Source organism: Solirubrobacter soli DSM 22325 (genome assembly GCF_000423665.1).
In the GTDB taxonomy this organism is placed as follows: domain Bacteria; phylum Actinomycetota; class Thermoleophilia; order Solirubrobacterales; family Solirubrobacteraceae; genus Solirubrobacter; species Solirubrobacter soli.
The window spans coordinates 123532-143689 of record NZ_AUIK01000009.1; the positions used below are offsets into that span (position 1 = coordinate 123532).

Annotated in this window: 19 protein-coding genes and 1 tRNA gene; 3 read left to right on the forward strand and 17 right to left on the reverse strand. The window is 69.6% G+C overall.

The annotated features are described in order from the left end of the window. Positions 1–76 precede the first annotated feature (76 nt). The 10 genes from G569_RS0107600 to G569_RS0107645 are packed head-to-tail and all read right to left on the reverse strand — an operon-like array spanning position 77 to position 7379. Positions 77–532, reverse strand: coding sequence for a Fur family transcriptional regulator (locus G569_RS0107600; RefSeq protein ID WP_037495253.1), 456 nt, complete (start codon positions 530–532; stop codon positions 77–79). Beyond that, positions 532–1311: an IclR family transcriptional regulator gene (locus tag G569_RS0107605; protein ID WP_028062978.1), complete on the reverse strand. Its 780-nt coding sequence runs from the start codon at positions 1309–1311 to the stop codon at positions 532–534. Before G569_RS0107605 ends, G569_RS0107600 begins: the two co-directional genes overlap by 1 nt. Next, positions 1304–1669 carry a 4-carboxymuconolactone decarboxylase gene (gene pcaC / locus G569_RS0107610; RefSeq protein WP_028062979.1) on the reverse strand — a complete coding sequence of 122 codons (366 nt, stop codon included), beginning with the start codon at positions 1667–1669 and terminating at the stop codon, positions 1304–1306. Before pcaC ends, G569_RS0107605 begins: the two co-directional genes overlap by 8 nt. Beyond that, positions 1669–2421, reverse strand: a complete 753-nt coding sequence (gene pcaD, locus G569_RS0107615) for a 3-oxoadipate enol-lactonase (RefSeq protein ID WP_028062980.1) — start codon at positions 2419–2421, stop codon at positions 1669–1671. Before pcaD ends, pcaC begins: the two co-directional genes overlap by 1 nt. Beyond that, positions 2418–3518, reverse strand: coding sequence for a lyase family protein (locus tag G569_RS46390; RefSeq protein WP_053226007.1), 1101 nt, complete (start codon positions 3516–3518; stop codon positions 2418–2420). The genes pcaD and G569_RS46390 overlap by 4 nt, the downstream gene beginning before the upstream one ends. Next, positions 3493–3996: a protocatechuate 3,4-dioxygenase subunit alpha gene (gene pcaG, locus G569_RS0107625; protein ID WP_028062981.1), complete on the reverse strand. Its 504-nt coding sequence runs from the start codon at positions 3994–3996 to the stop codon at positions 3493–3495. Before pcaG ends, G569_RS46390 begins: the two co-directional genes overlap by 26 nt. Continuing rightward, positions 3993–4676, reverse strand: a complete 684-nt coding sequence (pcaH, locus tag G569_RS46395) for a protocatechuate 3,4-dioxygenase subunit beta (protein WP_037495256.1) — start codon at positions 4674–4676, stop codon at positions 3993–3995. The genes pcaG and pcaH overlap by 4 nt, the downstream gene beginning before the upstream one ends. Beyond that, complete coding sequence (locus G569_RS0107635; RefSeq protein ID WP_028062982.1) at positions 4673–5848, reverse strand: thiolase family protein; 1176 nt, start codon at positions 5846–5848, stop codon at positions 4673–4675. Before G569_RS0107635 ends, pcaH begins: the two co-directional genes overlap by 4 nt. Next, entirely contained in the window at positions 5845–6588 is a 744-nt protein-coding gene (locus tag G569_RS0107640; RefSeq protein WP_037495258.1) for a CoA-transferase subunit beta, read from the reverse strand. Before G569_RS0107640 ends, G569_RS0107635 begins: the two co-directional genes overlap by 4 nt. Next, positions 6585–7379, reverse strand: coding sequence for a CoA transferase subunit A (locus G569_RS0107645; RefSeq protein ID WP_037495260.1), 795 nt, complete (start codon positions 7377–7379; stop codon positions 6585–6587). Before G569_RS0107645 ends, G569_RS0107640 begins: the two co-directional genes overlap by 4 nt. Positions 7380–7428: 49 nt before the next feature. Here G569_RS0107645 and G569_RS0107650 point away from each other — a divergent pair, with 49 nt between their 5' ends. Then, a complete protein-coding gene (locus G569_RS0107650) occupies positions 7429–8580 on the forward strand; it encodes a 4-hydroxybenzoate 3-monooxygenase (protein WP_028062984.1) in 1152 nt (383 codons plus the stop codon). On the opposite strand, the gene G569_RS0107655 is transcribed toward G569_RS0107650, so the two are convergent. The 5 genes from G569_RS0107655 to G569_RS46405 form a co-directional block, all read right to left on the reverse strand. Further along, a complete protein-coding gene (locus G569_RS0107655) occupies positions 8550–9461 on the reverse strand; it encodes a DUF559 domain-containing protein (RefSeq protein ID WP_084284442.1) in 912 nt (303 codons plus the stop codon). The genes G569_RS0107650 and G569_RS0107655 overlap by 31 nt on opposite strands. A 121-nt stretch (positions 9462–9582) precedes the next feature. Then, complete coding sequence (locus G569_RS46400; protein ID WP_064750302.1) at positions 9583–10755, reverse strand: MFS transporter; 1173 nt, start codon at positions 10753–10755, stop codon at positions 9583–9585. Continuing rightward, on the reverse strand, positions 10718–11746 hold the full coding sequence (locus tag G569_RS0107665; protein WP_028062986.1) for a 6-phosphofructokinase: 1029 nt from the start codon (positions 11744–11746) through the stop codon (positions 10718–10720). The genes G569_RS46400 and G569_RS0107665 overlap by 38 nt, the downstream gene beginning before the upstream one ends. A 12-nt stretch (positions 11747–11758) precedes the next feature. After that, positions 11759–13945 carry an MMPL family transporter gene (locus G569_RS0107670; protein WP_028062987.1) on the reverse strand — a complete coding sequence of 729 codons (2187 nt, stop codon included), beginning with the start codon at positions 13943–13945 and terminating at the stop codon, positions 11759–11761. A gap of 218 nt (positions 13946–14163) precedes the next feature. After that, a complete protein-coding gene (locus tag G569_RS46405) occupies positions 14164–14868 on the reverse strand; it encodes a calcium-binding protein (protein ID WP_053226009.1) in 705 nt (234 codons plus the stop codon). Positions 14869–15025: 157 nt separating this feature from the next. Here G569_RS46405 and G569_RS0107680 point away from each other — a divergent pair. Then, positions 15026–15099, forward strand: a tRNA-Asp gene (locus G569_RS0107680). A gap of 49 nt (positions 15100–15148) precedes the next feature. Here the strand turns inward: G569_RS0107680 and G569_RS46410 are convergent. Both G569_RS46410 and G569_RS0107690 read right to left on the reverse strand, forming a co-directional pair. Further along, positions 15149–15433: an ArsR/SmtB family transcription factor gene (locus G569_RS46410; RefSeq protein WP_053226010.1), complete on the reverse strand. Its 285-nt coding sequence runs from the start codon at positions 15431–15433 to the stop codon at positions 15149–15151. A 4-nt stretch (positions 15434–15437) separates the two neighbouring features. After that, positions 15438–15782, reverse strand: a complete 345-nt coding sequence (locus G569_RS0107690) for a VOC family protein (protein ID WP_028062988.1) — start codon at positions 15780–15782, stop codon at positions 15438–15440. Positions 15783–15935: 153 nt separating this feature from the next. Here G569_RS0107690 and G569_RS0107695 point away from each other — a divergent pair, with 153 nt between their 5' ends. Further along, entirely contained in the window at positions 15936–20144 is a 4209-nt protein-coding gene (locus G569_RS0107695; RefSeq protein ID WP_169542094.1) for a ThuA domain-containing protein, read from the forward strand. Positions 20145–20158 lie beyond the last annotated feature (14 nt).

The window sequence follows — 20158 nt, forward strand, 5'->3', positions numbered from 1 at the left end:
GGGACCTTGCTCCCATTAATCACTCAGAGAGTTGCCAGGGGCAACACATGGACCGTGGAGGTCCCTAAACGACCGACTAGGTCTTTCGGCAGGCTTCGCAGCTGCCGTGCAGCGTGACGTCGTGGTCTGAGACGTCGAACGCGACGCGGTCGGCGAGCCCGCGGATCGCGCGTTCCAGCGCGTCGTCCTGGAAGGGCTCGAGGCGGCCGCAGCCGTCACACACCAGGTGGTGGTGGTGCTCGTTCTCGTGGTGCGGGCGCTGCGGCTCGTAGCGCGCGACGCCGTCCCCGACCTCGACGCGCGACAGCAATCCGAGCGTGACCAGCTCGTCGAGCACGCGGTAGATCGAGGCGCGTCCGACGCGCCGTCCCTCGCGCTCGCGCAGGCGGTCCTCGATGTCCAGCGCCGAGAGCGCGCACGGCTGCTCGTCCAGCAGCTCGATCACGACCTGGCGCGCGCCGCCGCGCCGGTAGCCGGCGTCGCTGAGCCGCTCGAGCGCGTGCTCGGACCACGCTTGCCGGGTGTGAGCCATCACCGCTGATTGTAGGCGCGTGCGAGGTCCGCCTCGATGCGCTGGGCGGTCTCGAGCAGCGGCGGCAGCAGCGTCTCCTGCACGTCCTGCGCGCTGACCCGGCTCGCGTGCGCGGAGACGTTGACGGCGGCGATCGTGCGACCGCTCGCGTCGTGCACCGGGGCCGCGATCGAGCGCAGGCCCTCCTCGAGCTCCTGGTCCACGAGCGCCCAGCCCTGCTCGCGCACCCTGTCGAGCTCGGTCGCGAGCGCGTCGGCGTTGTCGATCGCCCGCGGCGTCAACGGCACGATCTCCGCGCGGTCCAGGTAGGCCGCCAGGTCGGGCTCGGGGAGGCCCGCGAGCAGTACGCGGCCCATCGAGGTCGCGTAGGCGGGGAAGCGGGTGCCGACGTTGATCGCCACGCGCATGATCCGGCTCGTGGGCACGCGGCCGACGTAGACGATCTCGTCGCCGTCGAGCACCGAGATCGAGCTCGACTCGCGCAGCTCGGCCGCGAGGCGCTCGAGGTGCGGCTCGGCGACCTCGGGCAGCGTCAGGCTCGACAGGAACGCGTAGCCGAGGTCGAGCACGCGCGGCGTGAGCGCGAACTGCTTGCCGTCGGTGCGGACGTAGCCGAGGTCGACCAGCGTGAGCAGGAACCGGCGCGCCGCGGCGCGGGTCAGCCCGGTGCTGCGGGCGACGTCGGAGAGCGTGAGCTCGGGGTCGTCGGCGCCGAACGCGCGGATGACCGCGAGGCCGCGTTCGAGCGACTGGACGAAGTGCTCGGCGCGTTCACTCATCCAAGGTCTTCTGCGCGATCGCCATCGCGCTGTTGGCCGCGGGCACGCCCGCGTACACGGCGGTGTGCATGATCACCTCGCGGATCTCCTCCGGCGTCAGCCCGTTGGTGATCGCGGCGCGGACGTGCATCGGGAGCTCGTTCTCGGCGCGCAGGGCGGTCAGGATGGCGAGCGTGATGCAGGAGCGCGTCCTACGGTCCAGCCCGTCGCGCGTCCAGACCTCGCCCCAGGCGCTGCGGGTGATCATCTCCTGGAACGGGCGGCTGAAGTCGGTGGCGCTCGCGGTCGCGCGGTCGACGTGCGCGTCCCCGAGCACCTCGCGGCGCACCTTCATGCCGGCCTCGTAGCGGGGGTCCATCACGCCTCCAGGTGCTCGAGCATGAGCCGGGTCACCTCGTCCGGCCGCTCGATGTTGATCAGGTGGGCGCCGTCGAGGACCTCCAGGCGTGCGCCGACGATCGCGTTCGCGATCACGGCGGCGTGCTCGGCGGGCGGCGTCGCCGGGTCGTGCGCGCCCGCGATGACGAGCGTGGGCGCGCGGATCTGCCCGAGGTTGGTGGTCAGGTCCATCTGCTCGATGATCGAGCAGGCGCTGGCGTACCCGTCGTCGTCGATGTCGACGAACATGTCGCGGATCCACTCCACGTCGTGTTGCGCGCGGTAGTCCTCGGTCAGCCAGCGGCCGAGCGTGGCGTCGACGATCGCCTGCGTGCCCTCCGCGCGCACGGTCTTCGCCCGGTCGACCCACATCTGTCTCGGGCCCATCTTCGGCGACGTGCACATCAGGATCAGCCGGTCCACCCGCACCGGCGCGGCGATGCCGAGCCACATCCCGGTCATCCCGCCCAGGCTCAGCCCGGCGAAGTGCGTCTTCTCGATGCCGAGATGGTTGAGCAGGTCGATCACGTCGCCGCCGGCGTCGTCGATCGAGAACGGGCCGCGCGGCGTGTCCGAGCCGCCGTGGCCGCGGGTGTCGTAGCGGATCACGCGGAAGCGCTCGGACAGCGCGTCGATCTGCGGGTCCCACATCCGGTGGGTGGTGCCGAGCGAGTTCGAGAGGACGAGCGGCGGCGCGTCCTCGGATCCGGTGATGACGTGGTGGGGAATCAACGGTGCTCCAATGCCTTGTCGACGAGCTGTGCGGCGGCGCCGACGTCGAGGTCGTCGCCGAGGTTCGCGCGCATCCGGGCGGCGTCCACCTCGAGGCCGGCCAGCGACTCGCGCAGCCACGCGGCGCCGCTGCCGACGGCGCGCAGGAGGTCGACCAGCGGCCGCCACTCGCTGTGCCAGGCACCGGCCGCGCGCTCGTGCTCCTGCACCATCGCGGCCAGCAGCGTGGCGACGTACCCCGGCGCCTGCTGGACGCAGCCGAGGGCGCTGATCGCCGCGATCGGGTTGTGCTTGTGAGGCATGCTGCTCGAGCCGCCTCCGCGGGCCTCGCGGACTTCACCGACCTCGGTCTGGGCGAGCAGCGTGATGTCCCGCGCGGGCTTGCCGATCGCGCCTGCCCCGACCCCGAGCGCGCCTGCCAGCTCGCCGATATGGCCGCGGCGGGTGTGCCACGGGATGGTCGGCGCGTCGAGTCCGAGCTCGCGCGCCAGGCGCGCGGTGAGCGCGGGGTCGCCGGTCCCCACGGGTCCCCCGAGCTGCACGTTGAGTGGGACGCGGCCGATGTCGTCGGCGGCCTCGTCGAGGCCGAGCATCCAGCCGGCGGCCTTGAGGCCGAAGGTCGTGGCGCGCGCGGCCTGCAGGAGCGTGCGGCCCATGATCGGCGTGTCGCGGTGCTGCTCGGCCAGGTTGGCGGCGGCGTCGGCGGCGGCGTGCAGGTCGTGCCGCAACGGGCCGAGCGCGCGCTTGGTCACGAGCATCGCCGCGGTGTCGACCGCGTCCTGGCTCGTCGCGCCGAGGTGCACGGGGGCGTCGGTGAGCTCTTTGAGTCGCTTGACCACGGCGCCCGCCGGGTTGCCGATGTCCGCCGCTCCCGCCCCGATCGCCCCGATGTCGAAGCGGTCGAGTTGGCAGACGGTCTGGATCTCGTTCGCCGCCTCGGCCGTGATCACGCCCATGTGCGCCTGCGCGCGGGCGAGCGCGGCCTCGAACTCGAGCAGCGCGAGCAGCCAGGCGCGGCCGTCGACGAGCGGCGCGACGCCGCCTTTGGAGAGGACGCCGGAGAAGACGTCGTCAGAGCTTGAAGAAGACGGTCTCACCCTCGCCTTGGACGTGGACGTCGAAGCGGTAGCCGTCGGTGGTCGGGCGCGCGATCAGCGTGTCGCGGCGCTCCTCGGGGACGCTCTCGAGGACGGGATCGCCCGTGTTGTCCTCGTCGGCGAAGTAGATGCGGGTGACGCAGCGGTTGAGCATGCCGCGGGCGAACACGCTCACGTCGATGTGCCGCGCCTGGCCGTCGCCGAGCAGGCCCGGCTTGAGCGTGAAGATCTCGTAGGCGCCGTCGTCGTCGGTCGGGCAGCGGCCGAAGCCGCGGAAACCCGGGTCGCCGAACTCGCCCTGGGCGTTCGCCTGCCAGGTCTCGATCAGCGCGTCGGGGATCGGGACGCCGTCGCCGTCATTGACGGTGCCGAAGATGCGGATGCGGCCTTCGGTGCCGTCGGGCACCACGTGCGGGCCGTCCGGCCACGGCAGACCGATCGCGAGGTACGGGCCGACGGTCTGCGACGGCGTCGTCACGCGTGCGGCTCCTCCGTGGGCGTGGCCTGTTCCCCGCGCAGGACGATGTCCCAGCGGAAGGCGATCGCCCACTGCTCCTCGGTCGATTCGTAGTCGAACGCGCTGATCATCCGCTTGGCCGCCTCCGGATCGCGGTCGGCGACGGAGTTGTACATGGGATCCTGGAAGAACAGCGGGTCGTCGGGGAAGTACATCTGCGTGACGAGCCGCTGGGTGAACGCCCGCCCGAACAGGCTGAAGTGGATGTGGGCGGGTCGCCAGGCGTTCGCGTGGTTGCCCCACGGGTAGGCGCCGGGGCGGATCGTGACGAAGCGGAAATAGCCCTTGTCGTCCGTCAGGCAACGGCCGGCGCCCGTGAAGTTCGGGTCGATCGGAGACGGCCAGTTGTCCCAGCGGTGCCGGTAGCGGCCGCCGGCGTTGGCCTGCCAGATCTCCACCAGCGTGTTCGGGACGGCGCGTCCGTCGTCCTCCTTGACGTGACCGTGGACGATGATCCGCTGGCCGATCGGCTCGCCCTCGTGCTGGCGGGTGAGGTCGTGGTCGAGTTCGCCCAGACGATCCTCGCCGAGCACTGGCGCGGTCAGCTCCGTCATGCGCTCGGGCAGGATGATCAGCGGCTGCTTCGGGTGGCGCAGGCGCGTGGACTTGTAGGGCGGGTAGTCGAGCGGCGGAACGGTCACACGGCCTCCAGGACGATCGCGAGACCCTGACCGACGCCGATGCAGATGGCCGCGACCCCGTACTTCCAGTTGTTCGCTTGCAGCGTGTAAGCCAGCGTGCCCAGGATGCGGCCGCCGGATGCGCCGAGTGGGTGGCCGATGGCGATCGCGCCGCCGTTGACGTTCACGCGGTCGGGGTCGATCGGCCAGCTGTTCACGCACGCGAGCGACTGCGCGGCGAAGGCCTCGTTGAGCTCGACGGCGTCGACGTCGTCCCAGGTGATCCCGGCTCTCGCGATGGCCTTGTTCGCCGCCTCGACGGGGCCGATGCCGAAGATGTCCGGGTCGACGGCGAAGGTGCCGCGGCCGGCGATGCGGGCGATCGGATCCTTCTTCGCTTTGGCGGCACCGGCCTCGCTCGCGACCAGGAGCGCGGACGCGCCGTCGTTGAGCGGGGAGGCGTTGCCCGCCGTGACGGTCCCGTCCTTGACGAACGCGGGCTTGAGCTTGGCGAGCTTCTCGAGGCTCGTGTCGGCGCGGATGCCCTCGTCGCGGAACAGCTCCGTCTCCGCCACCGCGATCACGTGCTCGTCGTAGAAGCCGGCCTTCCAGGCGGCGTCGGCGCGCAGGTGGCTCTTGAGCGCGAACTCGTCCTGCGCCTCGCGGGAGACGTTGTGGATGCCGGCGAGCTTCTCGGTGCTCTCGCCGAGCGAGATCGTCCACTGCGGCGGCATGTCCGGGTTGACCATCCGCCAGCCGAGGGTGGTGCTGAACAGCTCGCTGTTGCCCGCGGGGAAGGCGCGCTCCGGCTTCTGCAGCACCCACGGGGCGCGGCTCATCGACTCGACGCCGCCGACGAGGACGACGTCGGCGTCCCCGGTTTCGATCTGCCGGGAGGCGAGCATCGCCGCGTCGAGGCTCGAGCCGCAGAGGCGGTTGACCGTGTTGGCGGGGATGCTGGTCGGCAGGCCGGCGAGCAGGACGGCCATCCGGCCGACGTTGCGGTTGTCCTCGCCCGCGCCGTTGGCGTTGCCGAAGGCGACGTCGTCGATCTGCTGCGGGTCGAGGTCGGGCGCTCGGGAGAGCAACGCCTCGATGACGTGTGCGCCGAGGTCGTCCGGACGGACCTTGGCCAGGCCGCCGCCGAAGCGGCCGAAGGGGGTGCGGACGGCATCAAGGATGTAGGCGCTCATGCGTTGACCAGCTCTCGAAGGGCGTGCAGTTCGTCTTGGGTGGGCGGCTCGGTCGTCTTCAGGTCCGCGGCGATCTTGAGGTCCCAGCCCGTGGCGTCCTGCGCTTGTTGGGCGGTGATGCCGCTGTGCAGGTGGGTGAGCGTCAATTCTCGCGTCTCGGGGTCGGGCTCGAGGATGCCGAGGTCGGTGATGACCTTGGTCGGCCCCTTGCCTCTGAGCCCGAGGCGCTCGCGCGCGCCGGGGCCGTCGCCGTAGCCGACGCTCGTGATGAAGTCGACCTTCTCGACGAAGGCTCGCTTGGATTGCCGGACGATGACGATCACCTCGCCGCACGATGCGGCGATCTCGGGCGCGCCGCCCGCGCCGGGGAGCCGGACCTTCGGGTTCTCGTAGGCGCCGATCGCGGTCGTGTTGATGTTCGCGAACCGGTCGATCTGCGCCGCCCCGAGGAAGCCGACGTCGATCCGGCCGGGTTGGACCCAGTAGTTGAAGATCTCGGGGACGCCGACGACGGCGTCGGCGGTCTCGCCCAGCATGCCGTCGCCGATCGAGAGCGGGAGGCGGGGCGGCTTGGCGCCGATCGCGCCCGCCTCATAGACGAGCACGAGGTCGGGGTTGCTCGTCCGTCGCGCGAGGTTCGCGCCGGTGCTCGGCAGACCGATCCCGACGAAGCACGCGTTGACGCCGTCGAGTGCGCGGGCCGCGGCGATGGACATCATCTCGTCGGCTTCGTACGTCATAGCTGCTCCAGCCAGGTGTCGAACTGCTGCCTGTCCCGCGAGATGGCGTCCCAGGCCTTGTAGGCCTCGTTGTCGCGGTCGTAGTAGTCCTGCGCGTAGGACGGTCTGGCGCCGCCGGGGACGTGGGCGACCCGCGTGACGACCCAGCGCGGGAGGACGACGCCGTTCGGCCTCGGTTGGAGCTCGTCGACGATCTCCTCCACCGTGACGAGCGAGCGCTTGGCGCCGAGCACGGTCTCCTTCTGCACGCCCACCTGGCCCCAGAGCTGGACGTTGCCCTGCTTGTCCGCCTGCTGCGCGTGGATGATGCCGACGTCGAGGTCGAGCGCGGGGACCGCGGTGAGCTGCTCGCCGGTGAAGGGGCAGGTGATCGGCTTGATCGTGTCCGTGTGCTCGGGGAGCGACGTGCCGTTGTAGCCGCGCATCACGGCGAACGGGAGGTTGCTGGCCGCCGCCACGTACCGGTTCGCCATCCCCGCGTGGCTGTGCTCCTCGATCTCGAGCTCGTGCGTTTGGACCGCCTCCCTGAAGCGGTGCAGCGAGCCCACGCCCGGGTTCCCGCCCCAGGAGAAGATCAGCTTGCGTGCGCACCCGGCGCCGATCAGCTGGTCGTAGACGATGTCCGGCGTCATGCGCACCAGCGTCAGCTCGCGCTTGCGCTGGCGGATGATCTCCTGCCCGGCGGCGACCGGGATCAGGTGGGTGAAGCCCTCCAGCGCCACGGTGTCCCCGTCGTTGACCAGGTCTCGGACGGCGTCGGCGAGGGACGTGATCTCAGCTTGTGTTCGCATAGTGAACGGAGGTTCGTAAAGCGAACGGTATCAGGTATTGTTCGGTTCGATGCGTACCCAGGTGGCGATCGTGGGAGGCGGCCCGGCCGGCCTGATGCTCGGCCGGCTGCTCGAGCTGCGCGGGATCGAGAGCGTCGTGATCGAGCGGCGCGACCGCGCGTACGTGGAGCAGCGGGTGCGGGCGGGCGTGCTCGAGCAGGCGACGATGGATCTGATGGACGAGGTCGGCCTCGGCGCGCGCATGCACGCTGAGGGGCTCGTCCACGAGGGCGTCGAGCTGCGCTTCGACGGCGTGGGGCACCGGATCGCGTTGAGCGAGTTGACCGGCGGGCGAGCGATCACGATCTACGGGCAGCAGGAGGTCGTCAAGGACCTGATCGGGGCGCGTCTGGAGTCCGGGCTCCCTTTGTTGTTCGAGGTCTCGGACGTGTCGGTCGATCCGGCGGGGACGGTTCGGTTCACGCACGACGACGTCGCGCACGTGTTGGAGGCCGACGTGATCGCCGGCTGCGACGGCTTCCACGGCGTCTGCCGGCCGACGATCGCTTCGGCCCTGACGGTGTACGAGCGCGAGTACCCGTTCGGCTGGCTCGGGATCCTCGCCCACTGCGAGCCGTCGTCGGAGGAGTTGATCTACGCGCACCACGAGCGCGGGTTCGCCTTGGCGTCGATGCGCTCCCACGAGGTCACGCGCATGTACCTGCAGTGCGCGCCGGACGAGGACGCTTCCGCTTGGTCTGACCAGGAGATCTGGAACGAGCTCGACCGCCGCTTCGGCATGTCGGTCAACCGCGGCGACGTCTTCGAGAAGGGCGTGACCCCGATGCGCTCGTTCGTCGTGGAGCCGATGCAGCACGACAAGCTGTACCTGGCCGGCGACGCCGCCCACATCGTCCCGCCGACCGGCGCCAAGGGCCTGAACACGGCGATGGCCGACGTCTACCTGCTCGCCCACGCGATCGAGGCGTTCTATGCCGGCTCCTCGGCCGGCCTCGACGCGTACTCGTCGCGCGCGTTGGAGCGTGTCTGGCGCGTCCAGCATTTCTCCTGGTGGATGACCTCGATGCTCCACCGCTTCACGGGCGACGACGACTTCCAGATGAAGCTCCAGCACTCCCAACTCCTCTACACCGCCCGCTCCCGCGCCCAGGCCACGGCGCTGGCCGAGAACTACGTGGGCATGCCGTTCATCAGCTCCTGAACCACCCACTCGGGCCGCTCCTCGACGTCCGTGTCCCAGAACCTGACGACGGTGTACCCGGCGGCCCGCAGCTGCTTGTCGCGCGCGGCATCGCGGCGCCTCGCGCGAGGCCGCCTGTGCCCGGGACCGTCGACCTCGGCGACGAACCTCCGCTCGGGCCAGAACGCGTCGACCTCGTGCCCGAGCACCTTCACGTTGGCGATCGGGTTCGGCAGACGCCCGCGGATGATGGCGTGGAACACGTCCTCCTTCTCGCTCTTCGTTCCCGCGCTCCCCTTGCGGTGCATGTCGAGCGCCTCCTCGAGCGTCGGGAATCCCCGCCTCCCGACGAGCCGCGCGGCGGTGGCCTCGACCGCGTCGAGATCGAGCCACCCTCTGTGCGCCGCCTCGTACATGACGTTCGCGAGCTGCAGCGCGGTCAGGATCTCGGCGAGGTCCACGATCGTGCGGGACACCGTGGTGACGGGGATGCCGTTGCGAACCGTGACGTCGCGCGGGTCCAACTGGTTGCAGCGATGCACGACGACGCCCTTCACCCGGACCTGACGCGGTGCGACGACGCTGATCGCGCCCTTCGCCCGACGCAACCCCCAGCACTCGGTCGCTGCCAGGCAATCGAGTGCCGCGCCGTCTCCGGCGGCGAAGACGGCCGCCAGCCAGCGTCCCTCACGTGATATCGCGGCGTGGCCGACGGCGTCGACCCCATGATGCACGCGGTGAAGAAGCCCGCGGGCCCGCCGCCGGCTCGCGGCGGCTGCGCTGATTCCGGCCGCCCGGAGATCCCGAGTCCGCACGACACCGTGCTGCCGAGCGGCGATCCCGGCGATCCGCGCGTCGGGTGCGTGCGATTGTTTGCCCCTCGCGAGATCTCGTGCACGCACCCGTCAAGCCTGCGGCCCCGCGGTGAACGGAACAAGACCGATTCGTGCCGAAACTGTTCCAGCTCTGTGCCAAATCAGCGGACAAGACACGAGTCTCTGACGCCTGAGCCTTGCCACCTGCTCAAGTCGAGTGTGTCCGGCGCGCGGTGACCGCCCGCCACGCTGCCGGCACCTGCGCGGCCGTCATGACCAGCAAGACGATGATCGGCCACGTCCACCCGCCGGTGCCGTCGCGCACCGCACCCACGATCGCCGGGCCGGTCGACGCGACCAGATAGCCGACGCCCATCGACATCGCGGTCATGCCCGCGACCTGGCCGGGGTCGTGGCCGCGCAGGACCGGGAGGATCAGTCCGAGTCCCAAGGCCCCGCCCTGCCCGATCCCCAGCACGACCATCCACAGCAGCGCGGCGTCCGGGAGCACGAGCACGCCGAACAGACCCAGGAAGGCGGTTCCGACGATCACCGCGAGCAGATGGACCTGGGTCGGGCGCCGGGCCGCCAGCACGGGGATCGCGAAGGCGGGCGCGATCTGCACCAGCTGCGTCACGCCCGACAGGAAGCCCGCGTAACCCTCGCTCGTGCCGTGGCTCTCGAGGATCTCCGGCAGCCACGTGATCGTCGAGAAGAACGCCATCGACTGCAGGCCCATGAAGAGCGCGATCGACCACGCGATCGGGTTCCTCCAGAGCGGATGGCCGACCGGGGCCGGGACCGGATCGTGGGCGCGCGCGGCCAGCGGCACCCACACCGCGGCGGCGACGAACGCGGGGAGCGCCCAGATCGCCAGCGCCGCCTCCCACCCACCGAACCACTCCTCGAAGGGGATCGCGAGGAACGTGGCGACGGTCGCGCCGGTCACCAAGGACATCGAGTACGCGCCCGTGAGGACGCCCGCCCGTTCCGGCGCCCGGGCGCGCACCAACGCCGGCACGACGACCTGCGATAGAGCGATCGCCGCGCCCGCGAGCAGCGTCCCGAGATACAAGGGCGCGACGCCGCCGAGCCCGCGCATCGCGGTCCCGAGGGCGGTCACGAGCGCCGCCGCCACGAGCAGGCGCTCGACCGGATAGCGGCGCGCGATCCGCGGCCCGAGTTGCGCCAAGGCGCCCAGGCACAGAAGCGGTCCCGTCGTCAACAGGCCCGCCGCCGCGGCGGACAATCCGAGGTCGGCTCGGACGTCGGACAGCAGCGGCGGCAGGCTCCCGAACAGCGGCCTCAGGTTGAGGCCGGTCAGGACGACGGCGACGGCTAGCTCAGCCGAAGAAGACTTCGGCGGTCTCGTAAAGCTCAGCGTCCACCAGCTTGGGCTCGGTAACGGCTTCGGCCAGTGGCACGCGCTCGATCCGGGTTCCGCGCAACGCGACCATCTTGCCGTAGTCGCCCTCGCTGATCGCATCGACGGCGCTCACGCCGAAGCGGCTGCCGAGCACACGGTCGAACGCGAGCGGCGTGCCGCCGCGCTGGATGTGGCCGAGGATCGTCGTGCGCGACTCGTAGCCCGTCTTCTCCTCGATCTCCTTCTCGAGGATGATCCCGATGCCGCCGAGGCGGACGTGACCGAAGGAGTCCGTCGTCTGGTGCTGGGTGAGCAGGCCGCCGTCCTTGGGCGTCGCGCCCTCGGCCACGACCACGATCGAGAACCGCGCGCCGTTCTGGTGACGGCGGACCAAGTGGCTGCAGACCTCGTCGATGTCGAACGGCCGCTCGGGGATCAGGATCACGTCGGCGCCGCCGGCCATGCCGGAGTACACGGCGAGCCAGCCGGCGTGCCGGCCCATGACCTCGCACACCAGGACGCGGTTGTGGGACTCCGCGGTGGTGTGGAGGCGGTCGATCGCGTCCGTCGCGATCTGCACCGCGGTCTGGAAGCCGAACGTGAAGTCCGTGGCGTTGAGGTCGTTGTCGATCGTCTTCGGCACGCCGACGACCGGGATGCCGTCCTCGTGCAACTTGCCGGCGACGCCGAGCGTGTCCTCGCCGCCGATCGGGATCAGGGCGTCCAGGCCCTGCTCCTTCATCGCCGCCTTGACCTTGTTCAGGCCGTCCTCAACCTTGTACACGTTGGTGCGGGACGACCCGAGGATCGTCCCGCCGCGGTGCAGGATGCCGCGCGTGGATTCGCGCGTGAGCGGCATCGTGTCCTGGTTGAGTACGCCGGCCCAGCCGTACTTGAACCCTACGAACTCATGTCCGTGGGTGTCGACCCCCTTGCGCACGATGGCCCGGATAACCGCATTGAGCCCGGGGCAATCTCCGCCACCGGTGAGCACGCCAATTCGCATAGGCGTCTGATGCTAGGCATGGATCGGCTCCGGTGCCTTGTCGTGTTCCCACTTCGGCAACCAGTGCAGCTGCCGCGGGAGGTACCAATTGCGCTCCCCGAGCAGCTTCATCGTGGCGGGGAGCAGCACCGCGCGGACCAGCGTCGCGTCCAGCAGGATGGCCACGGCGAGGCCGACGCCCATCTGCTTGAACTCGATCATGCTCAGCGAGGCGAAGATCGCGAAGACCGCGACCATCACGACCGCGGCGCTCGTGACGACGCCCGCCGTGGCCTTGATGCCGTGCGAGACGGCCTTGTCGGTGCTCATCCCGCCGTCGACCGCCTCGCGGATGCGGCTGATGATGAACACGTGGTAGTCCATGCTCAGGCCGAACAGGATCACGAACAGGAAGAGCGGGAGCCAGGACGTGATGCCGCCGACGCTGCGGAAGTTCAGCAGCGACTCGAAGTGCCCGTCCTGGAAGACGTAGGTGAGGATGCCGTAGGCCGCGCCCACGCTGAGGAGGTTCAGCACGATCGCCTTCAGCGGCACGACGATGCTGCGGAAGGTGACCAGGAGCAGGATGAACGCGAGGCCGAGCACGAACGCGAAGACGATCGGCAGACGGCTGTTCATCTTGTCGTTGAAGTCCTTCGAGCCGGCGGTCATGCCGGTCACGTTGGTCTCCGTGCCCTTCACCTTGCCGATCGTGGCGGGGATGGTCGTGTCGCGGAGCTTCACGAGCGCCGCATCGGAGGTCTCGTCGGTGCCGTTGCCCGGCAGCGGGATGCTGACGATCGCGACCTGCTTGTTCGGAGCGACGAGGACGGACGTGGGCCCGGTGGCCGTGGCCTTGAGCTCCTCGATGCCCTTCTGGACGTCCGGCTTGGTGACGTCCTTGGCCTGGACGACCGCCAGCGCGGGCAGCGGACCGCCCGGGAACGCGGACTGGATGCGCTCGTAGGTCTGCATGATCGGCAGGTCGTGCGGCAGGCCGGCGGTGCCGGGGTTGACCGTCTTCATGTTCAGCGCGGGGAGCGCGAGGACGACGAGGATGCCGCCCGCGGCGATGACGCTGACGACCGGGCGCGCGAGCGCCTTGTCGATGACGAAGCCCCAGACCCGCGACTCGCCGTGGTTGCGGTGGCGCAGCCGGCCGAAGTAGGGCACGCGGCCCTTCTCGACCTTGTCCCCGAGCTTCGAGAGCACTGCGGGCAGGACCGTCACGCTGCCGAGCATCGCCACGGCGACGACCAGCATCGTGCCGACGGCGAAGGAGGTGAAGACCGCGTTGCCGGCCAGGAACATGCCGCCCATGGCGATCATCACGGTCAGGCCGGAGATCAGGACCGCCTTGCCTGAGGTGGCGGCGGCGAACTCCAGCGCGGCCTCGCTCGATCTACCCGCATCCCGCTCCTCCATCTTGCGGCGGAGGTAGAACATCGAGTAGTCCACGCCCACGGCAAGACCGATCAGGAGGATCACGCTGTTCGCGGAGTCCTCCATCGGGACGATCTGGGAGATCGGGCCGACGAGGCCGAGCGTGCCGATGACCGCCGTGATCGCCAGCAGCAGCGGGACGCCCGCCGCGACGAGCGCGCCGAACGCGACGATCAGGATGATCAGCGTGATCGGGAGGCTGAGGAACTCGGCCCGCTTGAAGTCGTCGTCGAGGGAGGCGCCGAGTGCCTTGTCCGCGGAGGCGTCGCCGAACTGCTCGATCCGCAGGTCAGGATGTGCTCGCTGTGCCGCCGCGGTGGCGTTCAACGATGGAACGACCTTGGCGTCGAGATCCTCGTCCCCCGGGATGGAGAAGGTGACGAGCGCGGAGCGGCCGTCCTTGGAGACCTGGCCTTCGTTGCCCTTGGCGAGCGGCGACTGGACGTCGATCACGTCCTTTGCGCCCTTGAGCTCCTTGACGACGCCGGAGACCGCGGTCTGGAACTTCGGGTCTGAGACCTTCAGCTTGCCGTCGCGGCTTTGAACGAGGACCTGCTCGTCCGCCTTGTCCGGGAAGTCGGCGGCGGTGATCGCCTTGTCGGCGACGCGTGACGACCCGTTGCCGGAGTCATCGTCGGACAGGGTGTTGGTGCCGATCGCGCCACCCAGGACGAACGCGATGACGACGAAGGCCAACCAGCCTCCGATGGCGATCTTGCGGTGCTTGGCGCTCCAGTACCCGGCGCGCGCGGCGAGGTTTCTCTTCGGCACTGACATGCTGCCGAAGGCTGCCGTCGCGGCGGGCCCCTGTCATTGGCGTCGCCCGCCCGCTGCGGCTGAGGCGCCCCACCGAATATTCGGTGGGGCTACCCATAGATTCCCTGCTCAGAGAATGAAAATGAGCAGCAGGATGATGATGATGACCAGCAGAGTCCCTACACCGATGTACATGGCTCCAGGCCTACCCTGCTGCCTGCGCGACTACTCCCGGCTCGTCAAGTCCCGCTGACATTGCTCGGCGCGTTCGGGGTCGAGTCCTCCGTCTCGGCCTCGCCCTTCTTCGCCCGCTTCTGCCGGTTGACGACCTCGCAACTGCCGTTCGGGTTCTGCGCCGTCGCGTCGGCGATCACGTCCTTGAAATCGAGCAGCGCGGTGTCCACGCCCGGCCCGCAGTCGATCACGTCCGCCTCGCCGTCGCGCGTCTTGAACGTGTCGTTGCCCTCGCCGCCGTGCAGCACGTCGCCCTGGATGTCGTTGCGGCCGTGCACGTCCCCGCGCGCGAGCGCCCACAGCGTGTCGTCGCCCGCCTCGCCCCAGCTCTCGTCGCGGCCGCGGCCCGCGTAGATCGTGTCGTTGCCCGGCCCGCCGTACTGCTTGTCGTCGCCGTGCCCGCCGCCCATCAGGTCGTTGCCGTCCTCGCCGTAGTCGGTGTCGTTGCCGTCACCGCCCCAGATCCGGTCGTCGCCGATCCCGCCGTGCAGCTGATCGAACCCGCGCGCACCCCAGATCCGGTCGTTGCCCTCGTTGCCATTGACGACGTCCGCCCCGCGCCCGGCCCCGATCCGGTCGTCGCCGGCGAGCCCGTTGATCGTGTCGGCCTGCCTCGACCCGCGAATGCTGTCGTTCCCCGGCGTGCCGTCGATCTGCTTCGCCTGCGCCGTCCCTGTCAGGCCGATGGCGATCGCTGCCGCGAGCGGCAAAATGCGGCACTTTCCGACTACATTGGACATTGCCCTACCTCCGGGCTCAAATCGGTTGACGCCACCGTGAAACCGGCGCGAACCGCCAAGTTGCGGTACGCGCCGGAACCCCGCGGCTCGGGCCCGGCGGTAGGGCGCTACTATTTCCCGGCGCCCGGGGGGCGTAGCTCAGTTGGTTAGAGCGCCGGCCTGTCACGCCGGAGGTCGCGGGTTCGAGTCCCGTCGCTCCCGTAGGACCCAGAAGCTCCGCTTGATGCGGGGCTTTTGTCGTTCTAGGCGGTCACCGGGTCGTCGCGCTTTCGAGCCACGCAGTGAGCGCTGCAACCGTCTCGCGCACGACCGCGGGGTCGGCGGTGTAGAGCCGGAAGCGGCCGCGGGCCTCGAGCACGAGCAGGCCCGTCTTGCGCAGGACCTTGAGGTGCTCGGACACGCTGGCCGGAGCGAGGCCGGTGAGCTCGACGAGCGTGCCGGCGGGCTGCGCCTCGAAGCTGCACGCGGCGACCAGTTGACGGCGGACCGGGTGGGCGAGCGCGCGGAGGCGCTCGTCGAGCACCCGCTCGTCCACGCGTTCAGCCGCCGATCAGCGAGAGCAGGTTCCCGGCGGGATCGGTGACCTGGGCCTTGACGACCCAGCCGTTGTCGGTCGGTGGCATCACGACCTGGCCGCCGTTGGCTTGCGCGGCGGCGACGGCGGCGTCGAGATCGGAGACCACGATCCCCACGACGATGCCGGCCTGCTCGGCCTCCACGACGGCTCCGTTCGGGGAGCCGTCTGGCGTCTGCACGAGCGCGTAGCCGGGACCTTGGGGGTCGACCTTCCAGCCGAACACCTGCGAGTAGAACGCGTGCAGGGCCTCTTCTTCGGGCCCGAGCACGTCGAAGTGCGCGATGCCGCTGGGCGTGTGGGAGCTCATACAACGAACGATATTTCGGGAATGTCCGAAATGTCAACCGCGGACATTTTGCGGCTGGTCCGCCGATTCATCGGGTCTTTTCTGAGGTTGACGTGAGAGTGTCATGAGCGTAGTTTGGCGGCTCGCACAACAAACGTGGCGGAGGAGAGGATGATGGGGAGAAGACACGCCGGGATGGCGTTGCTGTGCCTTGCCCTGATGGCGCCGGCGACAGCGCAGGCGCGAGCCGTCGAGACACCGAAGGTGCTCGTGGTCACGAGTACGCAGGACGCGTTGACGACCGCGGGCCTGGCCGCGATCAACAGCGCGGCGTCATCAGGGGCGTTCACGGTCAACGCGCCCACACCCGCGAACGTGGGTGCGGAGTTCACGCCCACGAACCTGGAGACCTATCGGGCGGTCGTGTTCCTGAACACGGGGGTCGCGAGCCCGCTCAATGACACGCAACGCGCGAACTACGAGGCGTACTTCCGCAAGGGCGGAGGCTTCGTGGGGATCGGGTCGGCGATCGAGACCGATCCGTCCTGGCAGTTCCTGACCGACGTCATCGGCACGCGAGCGTCGAGCCGGACGGTGCAGCAGACCGGCACGGTGAAGGTGTTCGACCGGGTCCATGACGCGAGCAAGTCGCTCCCGCTCTACTGGGATCGCAACGACCACTGGTACAACCTCACGACCAACGTCCGCGGCGTGTCCCATGTCATGGCCACGGTCGTCGAGGACCCGTTCGGCCCGCAGCCGCAGGGCGCCACGCTCGACGGGATCGCGAACGGCACGATGGGCGCGCATCACCCCGTCTCCTTCTGCAAGGACTTCCGCGGCGGGCGCAGCTTCTACACCGCGCTCGGCAACACGGCAGAGGCCTTCGACGCCACGCTCACGACGCACCTGAAGGGCGCGATCACGTGGGCGGCGGGCGCGAGCGACCCGGTCTACAGCGACTGCGGCGCCACGGTCCTGCGCAACTACCAGCAGACGAAGATCGGCTCTCCGCCGAACCTGCAGGAGCCGATCGGCTTCGACCAGCTCCCGGACGGCCGCATCCTCCAGACCGACCGCCTCGGCTCGCTGCGCCTGCACGACGCGACCACCGGCACCACCAGCGTCATCGCCAACTTCGCCGACCCGTCGCTGCCGCTGACCCAACGCATCTACTCGGCGGGTGAGGACGGCCTCTACGGCCCGGCGGTCGACGCGAACTTCGCCACCAACAAGTGGGTCTACCTGTTCTACTCGCCGCAGCGGGTCACGGGGGTCAAGCTCTCCACGGGCGAGATCGTCGACCAGACCACGCCGACCACGAACCCGCCGAACGTCGCGGCATCCAAGACCGCGTGGGATCCCTACGTCGGCTACCACCAGCTCAGCCGCTTCAAGTTCGTCGAGGACGCGAGCGGTCCGCGGATCGACTTCAGCACCGAGCAGCAGATCCTCAAGGTTCCGATGAACCGGCAGGAGTGCTGCCACGTCGCGGGTGACATCGACTTCGACAAGCACGGCAACCTGTGGATGGTCACCGGCGACGACACGCCCGCGGGCGGCATCAACGCCGGCGGGTACGGCCCGTTCAACAGCCAGAAGACCGACGAGCAGCAGACCGTGCGCGTCACCGGCGCCACCGGCGGCACGTTCACGCTCACCTACGACGGCCAGACGACGGCTCCGCTGGCGTACAACAGCACCGCCGCTCAGGTCGACGCAGCGCTCGAGGCGCTCTCGAACATCGAGGCCGACGAGATCCAGACCAGCGGCGGCCCGGTGCAGACCGCGAACGTCAACGTGTTCTTCCGCCGCGGCAAGCAGCAGGCCGACCAGGCCCAGATCACGGCCGACGGCGCCGCCCTGACCGGCGGCACGGTCGCCACCACGACCGCGCAGGCCGGCGGCTGGTACCAGCGCCTGACCGGCGACTCCCGCCGCTCAGCGCTCAACACCAACGACCTGCGCGGCAAGGTGCTGCGCATCAAGGTCAAGGACACCATCACGGCGGCCGACGCCAACAAGGCCGACCTCGGCTCCGGCACGGGCGCGTACACGATCCCGTCGGGCAACCTCTACCCGCTCGTCGCCGGCGCGCCGCAGGCCAAGACCCGGCCCGAGGTCTACGCGATGGGCTTCCGCAACCCGTTCCGGATCCAGGTCGACTCCAACGACGTCGCCTACGTGAGCGACTACTCGCCGGACGCGGGCTCGCAGCAGCGCTCGCGCGGCCCGTCAGGTACCGGGCGCTACGAGATCGTCCGCAAGCCGTCCAACTATGGCTGGCCGACGTGTTACAAGCGCGACCTCGCGTACTACCAGTGGAACTTCCACGAGTTCGCGCCCAACACCACCTCGGCGGGCACGCCGCTGCACTCCCCGCCGCAGCTGCACGAGTGCAACGGGCCGACGCAGCGCAACGACTCGCTCTGGAACCTCGAGGGCGGCCCGTCGGTCGAGCCCGGCCTGACCGAGGTCCCGCCGGTCACGGATCCGGACATCTGGTACTCGTACAACGACAACCGCGCGACGAACCCGCTGGGTACGCCGTGCCAGGCCTACTACGCGCCCACGCCGGGGCCGATCGCGCCCGGCTCGTCGACCGAGTGCCCGCGGCTGTTCCCGGAGCTGTACACGGGCGGCGTCGGCCCGCACGGCATGACGAAGTACGAGTACAACCCGGCGAACCCGAACCCGAAGAAGTTCCCGCCGTACTACGACAACTCGGTCATCTTCGGCGAGTGGACGCAGGACACGCTGCGCGAGATGAAGCTCGACGGCGACAACAAGATCCAGAAGATCAACGGCTTCCTGGACTGCGGCAGCCGCGCGAACACCGCCTCGGGCACGTTCCTGTTCGAGTGCGACAACCCGATGGACATGCAGTGGGGCGCGGACGGCGCGTTCTACCTGCTGACCTACGGCAACGGGTTCAACGTCATCAGCCCGGACGCCGGCATGTACAAGTGGGAGTACGTCAAGGGCAAGCGCCCGCCGAAGGCCGTGCTGACCACGGACAAGACCGACGGCGCGTCGCCGCTGACGGTCAACTTCTCGAGCGTCGGCTCGCTGGACGAGGATCCGGGCGACTCGATCCGCTTCGAGTGGGACTTCGGCGACGGCTCGCCGATCTCAACCGAGCCCAACCCGACCCACGTCTACACGCTGCGCGGCCGGTTCACGGCCAAGCTGACCGTGCTCGACTCCTCGGGCGAGAAGACCTCGACGAGCACGCTCATCACGTCGGGCAACACGTCCCCGACCGTCACGGTCACCGGGCCGCCCGACGGCGGCGTGTTCTCGTTCGGCGACGAGGTCGAGTACAAGGTCTCGGTCACCGACCCGGAGGACCCGTCGATCGACTGCAACGACATCAAGGTCTCCTTCGTCCTCGGCCATGACACGCACGGTCACGAGCTGCAGTCGCGCAACGGCTGCACCGGTCACTTCACGACCGATGCCAACGACCAGTCGCACGGCGGCAACGTGTTCGGCGTGATCAGCGCCGTGTACACCGACAAGGGCTCCTCGGCTGGGGTCCCGCCGTTGACGACGACCGGCCAGATCCAGATCCGCCAGCGGCGCCAAGAGGTCGAGCACGTCGTCAACCAGTCGGGCACCGCCACGGCCAACAACACCGACGGCGGCGCCGGCATCCATCGCTCGAGCCTGGCCAACAACGACTGGATCCAGCTCAACGGTCCGTTCAACCTGCACCAGATCGACTCGGTGACGGTCCGCTACGCCGACAACACGGCAGGACGCACGGTCGGGTCGCCGCTGGGTGCGATCGAGGTCCGGACGGGGTCGCCCACCGGCCCGATCGCCGCGACGCTGGACTTGACGTCGACCGGTTCCAACACCACGTGGAACAGCCTCACGTTCCCGCTCTCGATCGCGGGCAAGAACGAGCTCTTCCTCGTGTTCCGCCAGGTCACCGGCGGCGCGACGCAGAGCATGTTCCTGCTCAACTGGATCGAGTTCGGCGGCAACGGCGTGACGCGGCAGAAGGTCGAGGCGCCGGGCAGCGCGGGCGGCTCCGTCGCTCCGACGCTGTCGCTGTCGCTCGGCGCGGCGGCCACGTTCGGCGCGTTCACGCCTGGTGTCGCGCGCACCTACACGGCGACCACGACGGCGAACGTGATCTCCTCCGCGGGTGACGCGTCGCTGACCGTGGCCCCGACCCCGGCGTATCTGATGAACGGCACGTTCGCGCTGCCGTCGCCGCTCGACGTGACGTTCTCCAAGTCGTCGTGGACCGCTCCGGCCTCCAACGACCCGGTGACGATCACGTTCAAGCAGCAGATCGGCGCGTCTGACGCGCTCCGGACGGGCAGCTACAGCAAGACGCTGACGTTCACGTTGTCGACCACGACCCCGTGAGCCATCGGGGGCCG